Consider the following 14657-nt stretch of genomic DNA (forward strand, 5'->3'; position numbering starts at 1 on the left):
TTGCAGGACACCGAAGGAGAGGGGGACGCGCCGACATGCCGACCTGCCCGAACGGACACCAGTCGGGTTCCGACGACTGGTGCGAGGTCTGCGGTCACCGCATGGCCGGTGCGGTGCCACCGCCGCCCCCGCCGCCTCCGCCGACCGGCGGCTACGGCTTCCCGCCGCCGCCTCCGGCGCCCGGTGGCGGGCCCGCCCCGCACCCGTCCGCGCCGCCGAACCGCGAGCCGGAGCTGTGCCCGCAGTGCCGTACGCCCCGTGAGGGCGGTGCGCCGTTCTGCGAGGAGTGCCGCTGGAACTTCCTCACCAACACGGCGACCTCGTACACCCCGGCCGCCCCGCGTCCGCCGGCCGGCGGTCCGGGCGCGCCCTTCCAGCGTCCGCCCGCGGGACCGTCGTACGGCGGCACGGACTCCTTCGACTACCAGGGCTCCCGGCCCTCCCAGGTGAACCGTCCCGCCGAGCCCATTCCCCCGAACCAGCCCTTCGGCACCGACCCGTCCCGCCCGGTCCCCCCGCCCCCCGGCCCCACGCCGGGCACGCCGGGTGCACCGGGCATGGGTCCGGGCGGCCCCAGCGGCCCCAACGGACCTGGTGCTCCGGGCGGTCCGGGCGGTCCGAACGGACCGGGTGGTCCGGGCGCGGGTCCGGGCGGTCCCGGCGGTCCCGGCTTCCCGAACGCGGGCCCCGGCGGGCCTGGTGGGCATGGTGGTCCGGGCGGCCCCGGCGGCCCGAACGGTCCCGGTGCTCCGGGCGGACCCGGCGGCCCCGGTGGTCCGGGCGCCGGTCACGGCTTCCCGGGCGCTCCGGGCGCGGGCCCCGGTGGTCCGGGCGGCCCCGGCACACCCCCGAGCTTCCCCGGTGCCCCCGGCTCGGGTCCGGGTGGACCCGGCGGACCCGGCGCTCCGGGCGCCGGACCCGGCTTCCCCGGTTCGGGCCCGGGCGGTCCCGGTGCTCCCGGCTCCGGTCCGGGCGGTCCCGGTGCCCCCGGCGCACGCCCCGGCGCGCCCGGCGGTGGCCCCGCGCAGGCGTTCCAGCCCGGCCCGCCGCCCCCGCCCGCGTTCCCGCAGGGACCCGGCGGCCGTCCGCAGCCCGGCGGCGCCCCGGCCTCCGGCGACGACGACTGGGTGCTCTCCCCGCCGTCCTCCACCGGCCCCGGCGGCCAGGGTGGCCCCGGCGGCCAGGGCGGTGGGCCCAACGGCCCCGGCGGCGGCTACGGCTACCCGCACCCCGGCCCGTCCCAGCAGTCCGCCCCGCCCGCGCCTGCGCGCCCGGCGACCTGGACGGCGACGATCGGTCCGGACCGCGAGTACTTCATGGCGATGATGCAGCGCTCCGGCCCCGAGGCCGCGGGCCTGAACCTGCCCGCGTACTCGCCGGAGCAGCAGCGCACGCTGACCGGCAACCAGATCACCATCGGCCGGCGACGCCACTCCACCGGTGAGACCCCCGACATCGACCTGTCGGTGCCGCCGGAGGACCCGGGTGTCTCGCACCAGCACGCGGTACTGGTCCAGCAGCCGGACGGCGGCTGGGCGATCGTCGACCAGAACTCGACGAACGGCACGACGGTGAACGGCTCCGAGGAGCCGATCCAGCCGTTCGTCCCGGTACCGCTTCAGGACGGCGACCGCGTGCACGTGGGCGCGTGGACGACGATCACCGTCCGGCGCGGCTAGGAGCAGCCCCCTGGGGGCACGGCTACGACTCCGGAAGGGGCCACGCGTAAGGCCCCTCCGGGTCGTCCAGCCACGCCCACGTCCGCGCGTCGCCCACCGTCACGCCGTACCGCGCCCGCCCCGGCCTGCCCTCCCGCTCCCACAGCGCGTACGCCTCCTGCGGGTCCAGCGTTCCCCGGGTGAGCCCGAGCAGGAAGCGGAAGAGGTCGTCCTCCCGCCCCCGCCGTGGCACTCCGGCGAGGGACGCGGGGTCGGGCGCGGACCGGCCCGCCCCCCGCAACGGCACGAAATAGGCAGGCGTGTCCAGAAAACGCCCCTCGGCGTGTGTGGCATCGGTCACGTCCAGCGCGGCGATCCCCGTGGCCAGCGGCGTCAGCACCCGCCCTCCGGTCCGGCACTGCCGCAGCCACGCCCGCGGCACGCCCGGCAGCGCGCACGTGGCGATGATCCGGTCGTAGGGCGCCCGCTCGGGCACCCCGCGCGCCCCGTCCCCGGTGACCACCACCGGGTGGTACCCGGCCGCGTCCAGATGCCGCCGCGCGGACTCGGTGATCTCCGGGTCGAGATCGACCGTCGTGACGAGGGAGTCGTCGCCGAGCCGCCGGGACAGCAGCGCGGCGTTGTACCCCGTACCGGCGCCGATCTCCAGCACCCGGTCGCCGTCCCGCACCCCGAGCGCGGCCAGCATCATCGCCATCAGCGAGGGCTGGCTGCTGGAGGACACCAGTTCCCCGTCGCGCAGCCGGGTGGCCAGCGGCTCGTCGGCGTAGGCCCCGCGCAGCCAGCGCTCGCGCGCCGCCGGGTCGGGGTGCTCGCCCCAGCGCCGCTCGTAGCCGCGCGGTCCGGCGACGTAGTAGTACGGCACGAACAGATGCCGCGGGACGGCGAGGAACACCTCCCGCCACACCGGGTCGGCGGCCCAGGCCCCGCTCGCCTCGATCTCCCGCACCAGCCCCGCCCGCGCGACGGCGGCGAGCTCCTCCGGCTCCCGGCCGGCAGCCTGCGTACCCATGCCTCCACTGTCCTGCGCATCGCGCCCGCGGGCGAGTACCGCCGGTCCTAGGGCTTGAGTCCTCCGCCCACGTGTCTGAGACCATGGGGGCGTGAGAGAGATTCGGCGCGGCACGCTTCAGGAGCAGACCTTCTACGAGCAGGTCGGCGGGGAGGAGACCTTCCGCCGCCTGGTCCGCCGGTTCTACGAGGGGGTCGCCGAGGACCCGCTCCTGCGGCCGATGTATCCCGAGGAGGACCTGGGACCGGCCGAGGAGCGCCTGGCGCTGTTCCTCATGCAGTACTGGGGCGGCCCCACGACGTACAGCGAGAACCGCGGCCACCCCCGGCTGCGGATGCGTCACGCCCCGTTCGTCGTCGACCGCGCCGCCCACGACGCGTGGCTGAAGCACATGCGGGTGGCCGTCGACGAGCTCGGCCTGTCCGAGGAGCACGAGCGCACCCTGTGGAACTACCTGGAGTACGCGGCCGCGTCGATGGTGAACACCGCCGGCTGAGGCACCGGGCCACGCAGCCGCACGCTGGCGCCACCCTCGTGTCTCCGCCCCGCCCGCCCATCCGGCAACGCCAACTCGCTCCGGTGAACCCCGAATTCCGGTCGCCGCGCGCCGATTTCCGGTCACAATCCGGTCAAGCCTGATCTACAAGCGCTTACCCCTGCCGTCCCGTTTCTGACAGCATCGCCCGAAGGTCTGGACACCCGACGGACACCCGACGGGACGTCCGGACGGCGTTCACACGACGGCGGGGGGCCGGGTGACGGGGTTCACGGGGGCCGCGGGTCTCGTGCTGCTGCGCGCACGCGCGCACCGGCTGCTGCTCGCCGCCGCCCTGCTCACGGTCCTGCTGACCACCGCCGTCCTGGCCACCCTCACCGCCTACTCCGGCGCGATCGGCGACGCCGCCCTGCGCCACTCCCTGCGCGACCCGCGCAACGCCGCCGACACCGCCCTGATCGTCAAGGCGGACGTACCGCGCGAGGACCGCGCCGCCGCCGACACCGCCGTACGCGACGCTGCGCGCCGCGCCTTCGACGGCCACCCGGTGACCGTGCGCTCCCTGATCCGCTCCGGCCCCTACGCGCTGCCCGGCAAGGGCGGCACCGGCGAACCCGACCTCACGCACCTCGCGGCGCTGGACCCGAAGGCCGTACGCCTGGTGTCGGGCCGGCTGCCCCGGCCGGCCGGCGACGGCACCGTGGAGGTGGCCGTGCCGCAGCGCGCCGCCGGGCTCCTCGGCCTCGCCGCCGGCGACCGCCTCACCCTCACCGACCGCCTCGACGGCCCGGACGCCCGCGTCCACGTCACCGGCGTCTACCGGCCCGCCCGGACCACCGACCCGTACTGGCACCTCGACGACCTCGGCGGACGCGGCGTCGAACAGGGCGGCTTCACGACCTACGGCCCCCTGCTCGCCGCCCCCGCCACCCTCACCGGCGGCCGGGTCAGCGAGGGCCCCCTCGGCTGGCTGGCGTCGGCCGACTTCTCCGCCCTGACCACCGGCGGCATCGACGCGCTGCGCGAGTCCGCCCGCACCCACAGCGGTGCCCTGCGCGACGAGAGCGCCCTGCGCGGCGCCACCGCCGCCACCACCGAACTGCCCGCCGTCCTGGACCGCGTCGAACGCTCCCTGCTCGTCTCCCGCTCCACCCTGCTCGTCGTCGCCCTCCAGCTGGCGCTGCTCGCCCTGTACGCGCTGCTGCTGGTGGCCCGGCTGCTCAGCACCGAACGCGCGGGCGAGACCCGGGTGCTGCGGGCCCGCGGCGCCTCCCGCGCCCGGCTCGCGGCGCACGCCGCCGTGGAGGCGCTGGGGCTCGCCCTGCCCGCCGTGATCGTCGCGCCCCTGCTCGCCGGGCCGCTGACCCGGCTGCTGGCCGGTCAGGGGGCGCTGGACCGGATCGGGCTGCGCCTGGACCCGCCGGGACCCGGTGACCTCAGTGTCTGGCTGGTGGCGGGCGGCACCGCCCTCGGCTGCGCCCTCGCGGTGACCCTGCCCGCGCTCACCGCGCAGGGCTTCCGGCAGGGCCGGGCCCGCGCCCTGCCCGCCCCGGTGCGCGCGGGCGCCGACGTGGCGCTGCTGGTGGTGGCGGTGGTCGCGTACGGGCAGCTCCGGGGCCAGGAGTCCGGCGCGGTCACCGCGGACACCTCCGGCGCCCTCGGCGTCGACCCGCTGCTGGTGGCCGCGCCCGCCCTCGCGCTGCTCGCCGGAACGGTCCTGACGCTGCGTCTGCTGCCGCCCGCGGCCCGGCTCGCCGAGCGCCGCGCGGCCGGCGGGCGGGGCCTGGGGGCGGCCCTCGCGGGCTGGCAGCTCAGCCGCCGGCCGATGCGCGGGGCGGGCCCGGTGCTGCTGCTCGTCCTCGCCGTCGCGCTCGGCATGCTGGCGCTCGGCCAGGGCGCCTCCTGGGAGCGCTCGCAGGACGACCAGGCCGACTTCCGCGCCGGGGCGCCGGTGCGGGTGCAGGCCGCAGGGGACGCCGCCCTCGGCCGCACCGAGGAGTTCACCGCCGCCCCGCGGGTCACCGGCGTCGCCCCCGCCGTCCGCTCCGCGCAGCCCCTGTCCGGCGACCGCACGGCGACCGTGCTGGCGCTGGACACCACGCACGCCGCCGACGCGCTGCTGCTGCGCCCCGACCTCGCCACCGAGCCCGTACGGCCGCTGCTGAAGGGGCTCGGCCCGAAGGGCGCGACGGCCGGCGCGAAGGTGCCCGCGCACACCGCCCGGCTGCGCCTGACCCTGTCCCTGGCCGCCACCCCGGCCTCCGGCACGACCGCGGACGTGACGCTCACCCTGGAGGACGGCCACGGCACCCCGTACGAACTCCCGGTCGGCAGCCTCCCCTCCGACGGCCGCCCCCGCACCCTCACCGCGGACGTCCCGGCGGTGGCCGCGGAGATGACGCTCACCGACGTGCACCTGGTCATGCCGCAGCCCTTCGCCGTCGGCGAACGCCACCGCCTGTCGCTGCGGGAGCTGACCGCCGAGTCCGCGGACGGCACCCCGCGCCGGCTCGCCCTGCCCACGACCTGGCGGGCGACGGCGTCCACCGACCAGATGGACCCCCTCGACGAGGACGACCCTGGCATCCCGACCGTGCCGGAGTTCACCTCCCAGCGGCCCCCGACCCTCGTGTACGGCACCGGTCACCTCCCGGACGACGGCTACGGCTACCTCGTCCCGGCCGTGCTCACCGTCCGGCTCGGCGTCGCCCAGCCCCCCGCCCCCGACCTCACCGCCGTCGTCACCGACGACTACCTCGCCGCCACCGGCGCCCGCACCGGCGACGGCATCGACATCACCCTCGGCGGCGAGAGCCTGCCCGTGACGATCGCGGCCGCCGTACGCGCCCTGCCGACCACCCCCGAGGACCACCGGGGCGGCGCGATCCTCGTCGACCTGCGCTCGGTCAACCGGGTCCTGGCCGACCGCGGCAGCCGGATCGCCCCCACCGAGTGGTGGATCGCCACGGACGGCCCCCGCGAGACGGCGGCCGCGCTGCGGGCCCGGCCCGACATGGACCCCAGCCAGGTCCTGGTGCGCGACGAACTCGCCGACGAACTGCGGGACGACCCGTTCGGCGCCGGTCCCGGAGCCGCGTTCGCGGCGGCCGCCCTCGTCGCGGCCGCGCTGGCCGCGGTGGGGTTCGCGGTGAGCGCGGCCGGCTCGCTGCGGGAGCGGGACGCCGAGTTCGCGGTGCTGCGCGCGCTCGGCGCCGGCCGCCGCGCGCTGGCCCGCACCATCGCCGCCGAACAGGCCGTACTGGTCGGGCTCGCCCTGCTGGTCGGCGCGGCGCTGGGGGCCGTACTGACCCGCGCGGTGATCCCGCTGATCGTGCTGACCTCGCAGGCCACCCGACCGGTCCCCGACCTGCTCGTCGAGCTCCCGCCCGGCCGGGTGGCACTCCTGCTCGCCGCCGTGGCCCTCACCCCGCTGCTGGTCACCGTCGTCCTGGCCCTGCGCCGAGCGGACCCGGCTACGGCCCTGCGGCAGGGGGGCGAGTGAGCATGCGTCAGGCCGGGGAGCGGGTGCGCGGGGGCGTGCGGCAGGCCGGGGAGCGGGTGCGCGTGCGGCAGGCCGGGACGCGGGTGCGTCTGCGCAAGGACCGAGGGGGCGAGTGAGCATGCGTCGGAACACGGCCGTCCACGCGCCCTGGATCCGCACCCGGCTGCGCACCGCGCCGGGCGCCGCCTGGGCGCTGGCCGTCCTGGTGGCGCTGACCGCCTGCCTGGCCGCGGTGTTCCCGCGCGCCCTGGACCGCCACGAGGACGCCGGGCTGCGCGAGGTCTTCGCCGGCGCCCGCCCCGACCGCACCACCCTCCAGCTGTACGCGACCCGCTTCGGCCTGGGCCTGAGCCCGCAGGAGCAGATCGCGTCCATGCGGCCGGGGCGGCTGTCCACCGAGTACGCCGGCATCCTCGGCACCGTCCGCTCGCCCCTGGTCGTCGACCCCGCCCAGTCGTCCTACGGGGTGCGCACCGACTCCCCGGTCGAAGTCCCCGACCGCTTCCTCGCCCGCCCCAGCGACCTGCCCGCACGCGTCACGCTGGTCGCCCAGAACGGGCTGGCCGGCCACTCCCGGCCGACCGAGGGCCGGCTGCCGCGCGCCGCGGCCGGCTCGGTGACCCCCGGCACCGCCGAGGTGGAGGCCGCGGTGACCGCCCGTACCGCCGAGAGCCTGCGCATCCGGGTCGGTTCGGTCATCCACGTCCCCCGCGTCCAGCAGGACCCGCTCGCCGTCCGGATCACCGGCATCGTCACCCCGCGCCACGCCTCCGGCGCCTACTGGTCGACGCTGCCGATCCTGCACCAGCCCGCCCTGGTCCGCACCCCTGGCGACCCCGACCGCAGCGCCTACTGGCTCGGCGCCCTGCTGCTCGCCCCCGAGGCCGGCCCGGCGCTCCTCGCCACCCCCGGCAACCCGGTCCGCTACTGGCACCTCGCCCCCGACCCGGACGCCCTGCACAGCCACGACCTGGACCGCCTGAAGTCCGCCGTGGCCGCCCTGGAGTCCGGCCCCGCGCTGCGCGAGGTCCGCCGCCTCACCGAGGAGAACACCGAGCCCGCCACCGACCTCGACGAAGTCCTCACCTCCTTCGAGCGGCTGCGCGACGACATCACCCCGCTGACCACCGTGGCCGCGTTCGGCACGGGCACGGTCGCCCTGGTGGTGCTGGTGATGGCGGGCGGCCTCGCCGCGGACCGGCGCCGCGCCGAACTCGCCCTGCTGCGCGCCCGCGGCGCCTCCCTGCGCGGCCTGACCGCCCGGCTGCTCGGCGAGACGGCGACCGTCGCGCTCCCGGCCGCCGCGCTCGGCCTGGCCGCGGCCGTGCTCGCCGTCCCCGACGCCCGTCTCGCCCCCGCGGCCCTCGCCGCCCTCGCGGTCACCGCGGTCGCCTGCCTCGCCCTGCCGCTGCGCGCCGCGGCCGCCCACCGCGCGATCGACGTGCACAGCGTCCGGTCCGACGTGACGTCCCTACGGCCCTCCCGGCGCCGTACGGTCGCCGAACTCACCGTGCTGGTGCTGGCGGCCGGGGCGGTGGAGACCCTGCGCCGCCGCGGCACCTCCGGCGACCTGCTGATGTCGGCCGCCCCGGTGCTGGTGGCGGTCATCGCGGCCCTGCTCCTGGTCCGCCTGCACCCGCTGCCGCTGCGCCTCCTCGCCCGCCCCGCGGCGCGGCTGCGCGGTGTGGTCGGGCATCTGTCGCTGGCCCGCGCGGGCCGCGGCTCGGCCTCCGCCGTGCTGCCGCTGCTGGCCCTGTCGACCGCGCTGACCACGGCCGCGTTCGGCGGTTCGGTCCTGGCCGGCGTCCACGAGGCCCGTGACGACGCCGCCCTGCTCTCCGTCGGTGCCGACGCCCGCGTCGAGGCCGTGGAGGGGCTGCCCGCCGGCCTGCCCGACCTGGTCCGGCGCACTCCGGGTGTGGCCGGGCTGGCCGAGGTCGGCATCGCCTACCAGGCCCGCCCGCACGGACGCCAGCAGACCCTCCCCGTGGTCGGCGTCGACCCCGCCGCCTACGCCGCCCTCGCCGACCGCACCGGCCTCGGCGCCTTCCCGGCACGGGAACTGCGGCGCCCCGCCGGCAAGGACGCCCCGCTCCCGGCGCTGGCCTCGCCGGCCGCCGCCCAGAACCACGGCACCGGGCCCTTCCCGGTCCGCATGCAGGACGGCACCGTCGTCACCGTGCGCATCGCCCTGGTCCGCGACCGCACCCCGGCCCTGTCGAACACCGACTTCCTGGTCGTGGACCGCGCCGGCCTGAGCCGTGCCGCCGCCCGGCCGACCGCGCTCCTGCTGACCGGCGGTGACCTGGACGGGGCCGCGCTCCGACGGCTCGCCGGACCCCGGGCCGATGTCCAGCTGCGCTCCGAGGAGCGGGACCGCCACGCCGACTCACCTCTGCAGTCCGGTGCCGAGCGCGTCTACGCGGGCGCGGTCGCGGCGGGCGCCGGGTACGCCGTCCTCACCCTGCTGCTGTCCCTGCTGCGCACGGCACCCGAACGCCGGGCGCTGCTCGCCCGGTTGCGCACCATGGGCCTCACCCGCGCCCAGGGGCGGCGCCTGCTGATCCTGGAGTCCCTGCCGCAGGCCGCCCTCGCCGCGCTCGGCGGTGTCCTGACCGGCTGGGCCACCGTCCGCCTGCTCGCCCCCGGCGTCGACCTGACCGCCCTCGCCCTGCCCTCGGGCACGGCGGCCCCGGTCCCCGCGGAGCTGCGGACCGACCCGCTCTCCCTCGCCGTACCCGCCGTGGCGGTCCTGCTGGTGACGGTGGGCGCGGCGGCGGCCCAGGCGTGGTGGAGCGGGCGCCGCGGCTCGGTGACGGAACTGCGAGCGGGGGACGCGCGGTGAGACAGCCGTTGGAAAGCGGGGCGAGCGATGAGGCTGCCGATGTCGAGCGGGGCGGGAGCGCGCGACGAGACAGCCCATGCACAGCGGGAGCGCGCCACGAGACAGCCGACGCAGAGCGGGCAGCACGCCATAAGACAACCGGCCCAGAGCGGGCGGCACGCCATGAGACAACCGGCCCAGAGCTGGGGCACGCGATGAGACAACCGGTGGAAGGGGCACGATGACCACGGAACCGACGCTCGCCGACCTGGCCCAGCGGGTCGCGGCCGCCCGCGCCACCCCCGCCTACGGCCACGACGCGCTGATCACCTGCGATCGGCTGGTCCGCGTCTTCACCGCGGACGGCGTCGAGGTGCAGGCCCTCCAGGGTCTCGATCTGCTGGTCCGCGAGGGCGAGTTGATGGCCCTGGTCGGGGCGTCCGGCAGCGGCAAGTCCACGCTGATGAACATCCTCGCCGGTCTGGACACCCCCACCGCGGGCGCCGCCCGGGTCGCCGGACGCGATCTGCTGACCATGTCGGCCGCGGACCGCCTCGCCTACCGCCGCGAGGTCGTCGGGTTCGTCTGGCAGCAGACCTCCCGCAACCTCCTGCCGTACCTCACCGCCGCGCAGAACGTGATGCTGCCCATGCGCCTCGCCGGCACCCGCCGGCGCCGCCGCGCCCAGACCGAGCGCGCCCTGGAGCTCCTGGACCTGCTCCAGATCGCCGACTGCCAGGGCCGCCGCCCCCACCAGATGTCCGGCGGCCAGCAGCAGCGCTGCGCCATCGCGGTGGCCCTCGCCAACAACCCCTCGGTGCTGCTGGCCGACGAGCCCACCGGCGAACTGGACTCCCACACCGCCGAGCAGGTCTTCGCCGCCTTCCGCACGGCCAACGAGCAGCTCGGCACCACCGTCGTCATCGTCACCCACGACCAGGCCGTCGCCACCGAGGTGCGCCGCACCGTCGCCATCCGCGACGGCCGCACCTCCACGGAGGTGCTGCGCCGCAGCCACATCGACGAGACGACCGGCCACGAGACGGTCGTGGCCCGCGAGTACGCCATGCTCGACAGGGCCGGCCGCCTCCAGCTGCCGGCCGACTACACAAAGGCGCTGGGCATGCGTGACAGGGTGGCCCTGGAACTGGAGGAGGACCACATAGGCGTGTGGCCGGACAACGCGGGGGAGTGAAACGCCCTGAAGGGGCGCGGGGAACTGCGCGACAGGCCACGACGAACGGGAAGCCGCCACCCAACGGATCAAGGCACTCGCCGAAGCGCTTTTCAGCGCACGCTGATCCCCAACGCGCCGACACCCGCCCGCCGTACCGCGACCGACCCATAAGCCGTCCGCAACCGCAGCCAAGCCCCGGACGCCAACAACACGGGTTCGTCCCCCCGAAGGAACCCCAGAGCCTGCGCGGCATGAACGACCCGCACCGGCAACCCGGTCTCCCCGACGGTCCGCGACCAGATCTCCCGCCCGATCCGGTCCAGTTCGGCCCGCGTACGCGACTCAGGCGCCAACCCCTCGGTCCGCGCCCGGAATTCGGCGACCCCCGCCGCGACCATGGACCGCAGCGCGTCCACCGCCGGAAGCCCGGCCACCGGCGCCCAGCCACCCCGAGGCGGCAGCACCCCGGCCCAGGGCGGCCCGGTGACCGCGCCCGGCACGGAGACGGTGGCCGCGGACTCCTCGACACCGTCCAGCAGCTCACCCGCCGAGACGGTCACGTCGAGCGTGACGTCCAGCCCGTTCTCGTACGGCTTCGCCAGCCGTACCGCCCGCACCGCGAGCACCTCGAAGGACGGCGGCCGCCCGAAGACGGCCAGCGCGGTACCGGCCGCCTGCAACCGGACCGCGGCCGCACGGTCGTAGTGCAGCAACCGGGAGAGGAAGGCCGCGAGATCCGCGGCCTCCCCCTCGTCGGCGAGATGGAGCACCGTCATGCGGCGACGGCCTCCTCCTCGGCGTCGTCGGTGTACTCCTCCAGGAACTCCCGCTCCTCGGCGGTGATCCGACGGGGCCGCTGCGCCTCGAAGTCGAACGGCACGATCACCGTCGACGCGCGCACATAGACCACGTCGCCGTCCTTCACCTCGTAGGTGAGCGTGAAGGACGCCGCGCGGATCTCCGTGACCCACAGCTCGATGTCCACGGGGGTGTGCCGGTGGACGAGCTGCCGCTTGTAGTCGATCTCGTGGCGCGCCACCACGGACCCCTGCTTGAAGTCCTTCTCCGGGCGGAAGAGGAAGTCGATACGGGCTTCCTCCAGGTAGCGGAGGAACACCACGTTGTTGACGTGGCCGTACGCGTCCATGTCCGCCCAGCGCAGCGGGCAGCGGTAGAGATGCCGCAAGGTCGATCAGCCCCGGGTCAGCTTCTTGTAGGTGGCACGGTGCGGACGCGCCGCGTCCGGGCCGAGCCGCTCGATCTTGTTCTTCTCGTACGACTCGAAGTTGCCCTCGAACCAGAACCACTTGGAGTCACCCTCGTAGGCGAGGATGTGCGTGGCGACGCGGTCCAGGAACCACCGGTCGTGGGAGACGACGACGGCGCAGCCGGGGAAGTCCAGCAGCGCGTTCTCCAGGCTGCTGAGGGTCTCGACGTCGAGGTCGTTGGTCGGCTCGTCGAGGAGCAGCAGGTTGCCGCCCTGCTTGAGGGTGAGCGCGAGGTTCAGGCGGTTGCGCTCACCACCGGAGAGCACACCGGCCGGCTTCTGCTGGTCGGGGCCCTTGAAGCCGAACGCGGAGACATAGGCCCGCGAGGGCATCTCGACCTGACCGACGTTGATGTAGTCGAGCTCGTCGCTGACCACGGCCCACAGGGTCTTCTTGGGGTCGATGTTCTCGCGGCTCTGGTCGACGTAGGAGATCTTGACGGTGTCGCCGACCTTGATCGAACCGGAGTCGGGCTGCTCCAGGCCCTGGATCATCTTGAACAGCGTGGTCTTGCCGGCGCCGTTCGGCCCGATGACGCCGACGATGCCGTTGCGCGGCAGCGTGAAGGAGAGGTCGTCGATGAGGACCTTGTCACCGAACGCCTTGCTGAGGTTGTTGACCTCGACGACGATGTTGCCCAGGCGCGGGCCCGGCGGGATCTGGATCTCCTCGAAGTCCAGCTTCCGCATCTTCTCGGCCTCGGCGGCCATCTCCTCGTAGCGGGCCAGACGCGCCTTGGACTTGGCCTGCCGCCCCTTGGCGTTGGAGCGGACCCACTCGAGCTCTTCCTTCAGGCGCTTGGCGCGCTTGGCGTCCTTCTGTCCCTCGACCTTCAGACGGGTCTGCTTGGTCTCCAGGTACGTGGAGTAGTTGCCCTCGTACGGGTAGGCGCGGCCCCGGTCGAGCTCAAGGATCCACTCGGCGACGTTGTCCAGGAAGTACCGGTCGTGGGTGATCGCGACCACGGTGCCGGCGTACTTGGCCAGGTGCTGCTCCAGCCAGTTCACCGACTCGGCGTCGAGGTGGTTGGTGGGCTCGTCGAGGAGCAGCAGGTCCGGGGCCTCGAGCAGCAGCTTGCACAGCGCCACACGCCGCTTCTCACCACCCGAGAGGTTGGTGACGGGCCAGTCGCCGGGCGGGCAGCCCAGGGCGTCCATGGCCTGCTCCAGCTGGGCGTCGAGGTCCCACGCGTTGGCGTGGTCGAGCTCCTCCTGGAGCTTGCCCATCTCGTCGAGGAGCGCGTCCGAGTAGTCGGTCGCCATCAGCTCGGCGATCTCGTTGAACCGGTCGAGCTTGCCCTTGATCTCGGCGACGCCCTCCTGGACGTTCTCCAGGACCGTCTTCTCCTCGTTCAGCGGCGGCTCCTGCAGCAGGATGCCCACGCTGTACCCGGGCGACAGGAACGCGTCACCGTTCGACGGCTGCTCCAGCCCCGCCATGATCTTCAGAACGGTCGACTTACCGGCACCGTTCGGGCCGACGACGCCGATCTTCGCCCCGGGGAGGAAGTTCAGGGTGACGTCATCGAGGATCACCTTGTCGCCGTGCGCCTTGCGCGCCTTGCGCATGGTGTAAATGAACTCAGCCAAGAGAAACCGTCCGGCAGCTTGAAATCAGGCAGTGGGCAGATACACCCCATCTTGCCGGACGGCTACCCCTGGGGGGAAATACGTATGGTCGGGGGGCTGTGACCTGGGGTTTCACGCCGGTCGCCGGCGTGACGGCTGTCACTGCCGCTCGGGACCGGCCGGCCTCGGGCGCCCTGCACGACCCGGCGGCGGCCCGGGTCGGGGGTGCCGCTTCCCCGCCGCGCGGGGCTACCGTGCCGCCATGACCAGCGCTGGGGGCCGCCCTCTCCTCTTTCTCGACGTCGACGGTCCGCTCATCCCGTTCGGGTCGGTGCCCGGTCACCCATCGGCGGTCGCCGCCCCCGCCTCGCCGCCTGCCGATGGGGAGAACCCACTGCTGAGGCGCCTCGACCCTGGAACCGGAGCCCGCCTCTTGGCCCTGGGCTGCGACCTCATCTGGGCCACGACGTGGATGGACGAGGCGAACGAGGTCATCGCCCTGCGCATCGGACTGCCGAATCTGCCCGTGCTGGACTGGCCGGACGCCGCCGAGCCAGGCCCGCGCGGCCTGCACTGGAAGACCCGCCCCCTTGTCGCACGGGCCGACGGGCGGCCGTTCATCTGGGTCGACGACGAGATCGGCGCCATGGATCGGCAGTGGGTGGCTGCCGGCCACCCCGGCCCGGCGCTGCTGCATCGCGTAGATCCGACCAGGGGCCTCACAGACGCCGACTTCGCCGCGCTCGCCGGTTGGCTCCGTGGCGTCGCACGGAACGGGCCGGAGCGTCCCCCTACGGCCGCCGGCAGGCCGTAGCGTCGGCATCTGGATCCGGCGCGCTTGCGGTTCGCGCCGTCGCCGTCCGGCACTCGGTGGGGCTATCGCTTCTGCGCCCGGTAGCGCTTCATCAGCGCGGTGATCCGAGCCTGGTCCGCCTGACCGTTGAGCTCGGCCAAGAGGTCGTCGGGGCACAACTCGTAGAGATCGCCCCACCATCGACGGCCTCGGTTGTCCCAGATGCGGTAGCCGCCCGGCACCCCTCTGGCCACATAGCGTCTCCTGCTCACCGTCCCCCAGCTCCCCGCACAGCGTGTGCCGTTGTCCAGCCCCGGCCCCGGCGCAGACCATACGGA

At 75.2% G+C, this 14657-nt stretch carries 11 protein-coding genes; 6 read left to right on the forward strand and 5 right to left on the reverse strand.

Going from position 1 to position 14657, the window contains the following annotated elements:
• The first annotated feature begins 35 nt into the window (after positions 1-35).
• The gene (locus ACSU6M_RS11975) at positions 36-1679 is read left to right on the forward strand and encodes an FHA domain-containing protein (protein WP_437069429.1); all 1644 of its coding nucleotides are present in this window, start codon (positions 36-38) and stop codon (positions 1677-1679) included.
• 22 nt (positions 1680-1701) lie between these two features.
• Here ACSU6M_RS11975 and ACSU6M_RS11980 read toward each other — a convergent pair whose 3' ends face one another.
• Entirely contained in the window at positions 1702-2691 is a 990-nt protein-coding gene (locus ACSU6M_RS11980) for a methyltransferase domain-containing protein (RefSeq protein WP_437069431.1), read from the reverse strand.
• A 91-nt stretch (positions 2692-2782) separates the two neighbouring features.
• On the opposite strand from ACSU6M_RS11980, the gene ACSU6M_RS11985 reads away from it, so the two are divergent.
• From ACSU6M_RS11985 to ACSU6M_RS12000, 4 genes are all read left to right on the forward strand, one after another.
• Entirely contained in the window at positions 2783-3187 is a 405-nt protein-coding gene (locus ACSU6M_RS11985; RefSeq protein WP_437069433.1) for a globin, read from the forward strand.
• A 259-nt stretch (positions 3188-3446) separates the two neighbouring features.
• Positions 3447-6689 carry an FtsX-like permease family protein gene (locus tag ACSU6M_RS11990; RefSeq protein WP_437069435.1) on the forward strand — a complete coding sequence of 1081 codons (3243 nt, stop codon included), beginning with the start codon at positions 3447-3449 and terminating at the stop codon, positions 6687-6689.
• Positions 6690-6807: 118 nt separating this feature from the next.
• Entirely contained in the window at positions 6808-9534 is a 2727-nt protein-coding gene (locus ACSU6M_RS11995) for an FtsX-like permease family protein (protein ID WP_437069437.1), read from the forward strand.
• A gap of 220 nt (positions 9535-9754) precedes the next feature.
• Positions 9755-10708 (forward strand): ABC transporter ATP-binding protein, encoded by a 954-nt coding sequence (locus tag ACSU6M_RS12000; RefSeq protein ID WP_437069439.1) that lies wholly within the window; start codon positions 9755-9757, stop codon positions 10706-10708.
• Between the two features lie 92 nt (positions 10709-10800).
• Here the strand turns inward: ACSU6M_RS12000 and ACSU6M_RS12005 are convergent, their stop codons facing one another.
• The 3 genes from ACSU6M_RS12005 to ettA are packed head-to-tail and all read right to left on the reverse strand — an operon-like array spanning position 10801 to position 13547.
• Complete coding sequence (locus ACSU6M_RS12005) at positions 10801-11466, reverse strand: hypothetical protein (protein ID WP_437069441.1); 666 nt, start codon at positions 11464-11466, stop codon at positions 10801-10803.
• Entirely contained in the window at positions 11463-11876 is a 414-nt protein-coding gene (locus ACSU6M_RS12010) for an acyl-CoA thioesterase (RefSeq protein WP_437069443.1), read from the reverse strand. Before ACSU6M_RS12010 ends, ACSU6M_RS12005 begins: the two co-directional genes overlap by 4 nt.
• 6 nt (positions 11877-11882) lie before the next feature.
• Positions 11883-13547, reverse strand: coding sequence for an energy-dependent translational throttle protein EttA (ettA, locus tag ACSU6M_RS12015; protein WP_437069445.1), 1665 nt, complete (start codon positions 13545-13547; stop codon positions 11883-11885).
• Positions 13548-13788: 241 nt separating this feature from the next.
• Here ettA and ACSU6M_RS12020 point away from each other — a divergent pair, with 241 nt between their 5' ends.
• Entirely contained in the window at positions 13789-14340 is a 552-nt protein-coding gene (locus ACSU6M_RS12020; protein ID WP_437069447.1) for an HAD domain-containing protein, read from the forward strand.
• 62 nt (positions 14341-14402) lie between these two features.
• Here the strand turns inward: ACSU6M_RS12020 and ACSU6M_RS12025 are convergent, their stop codons facing one another.
• Positions 14403-14591 (reverse strand): hypothetical protein, encoded by a 189-nt coding sequence (locus ACSU6M_RS12025; RefSeq protein WP_224739234.1) that lies wholly within the window; start codon positions 14589-14591, stop codon positions 14403-14405.
• Between the last annotated feature and the right edge of the window lie 66 nt (positions 14592-14657).

The organism is Streptomyces sp. enrichment culture (genome assembly GCF_964272895.1).
Classification (GTDB): Bacteria; Actinomycetota; Actinomycetes; order Streptomycetales; family Streptomycetaceae; genus Streptomyces.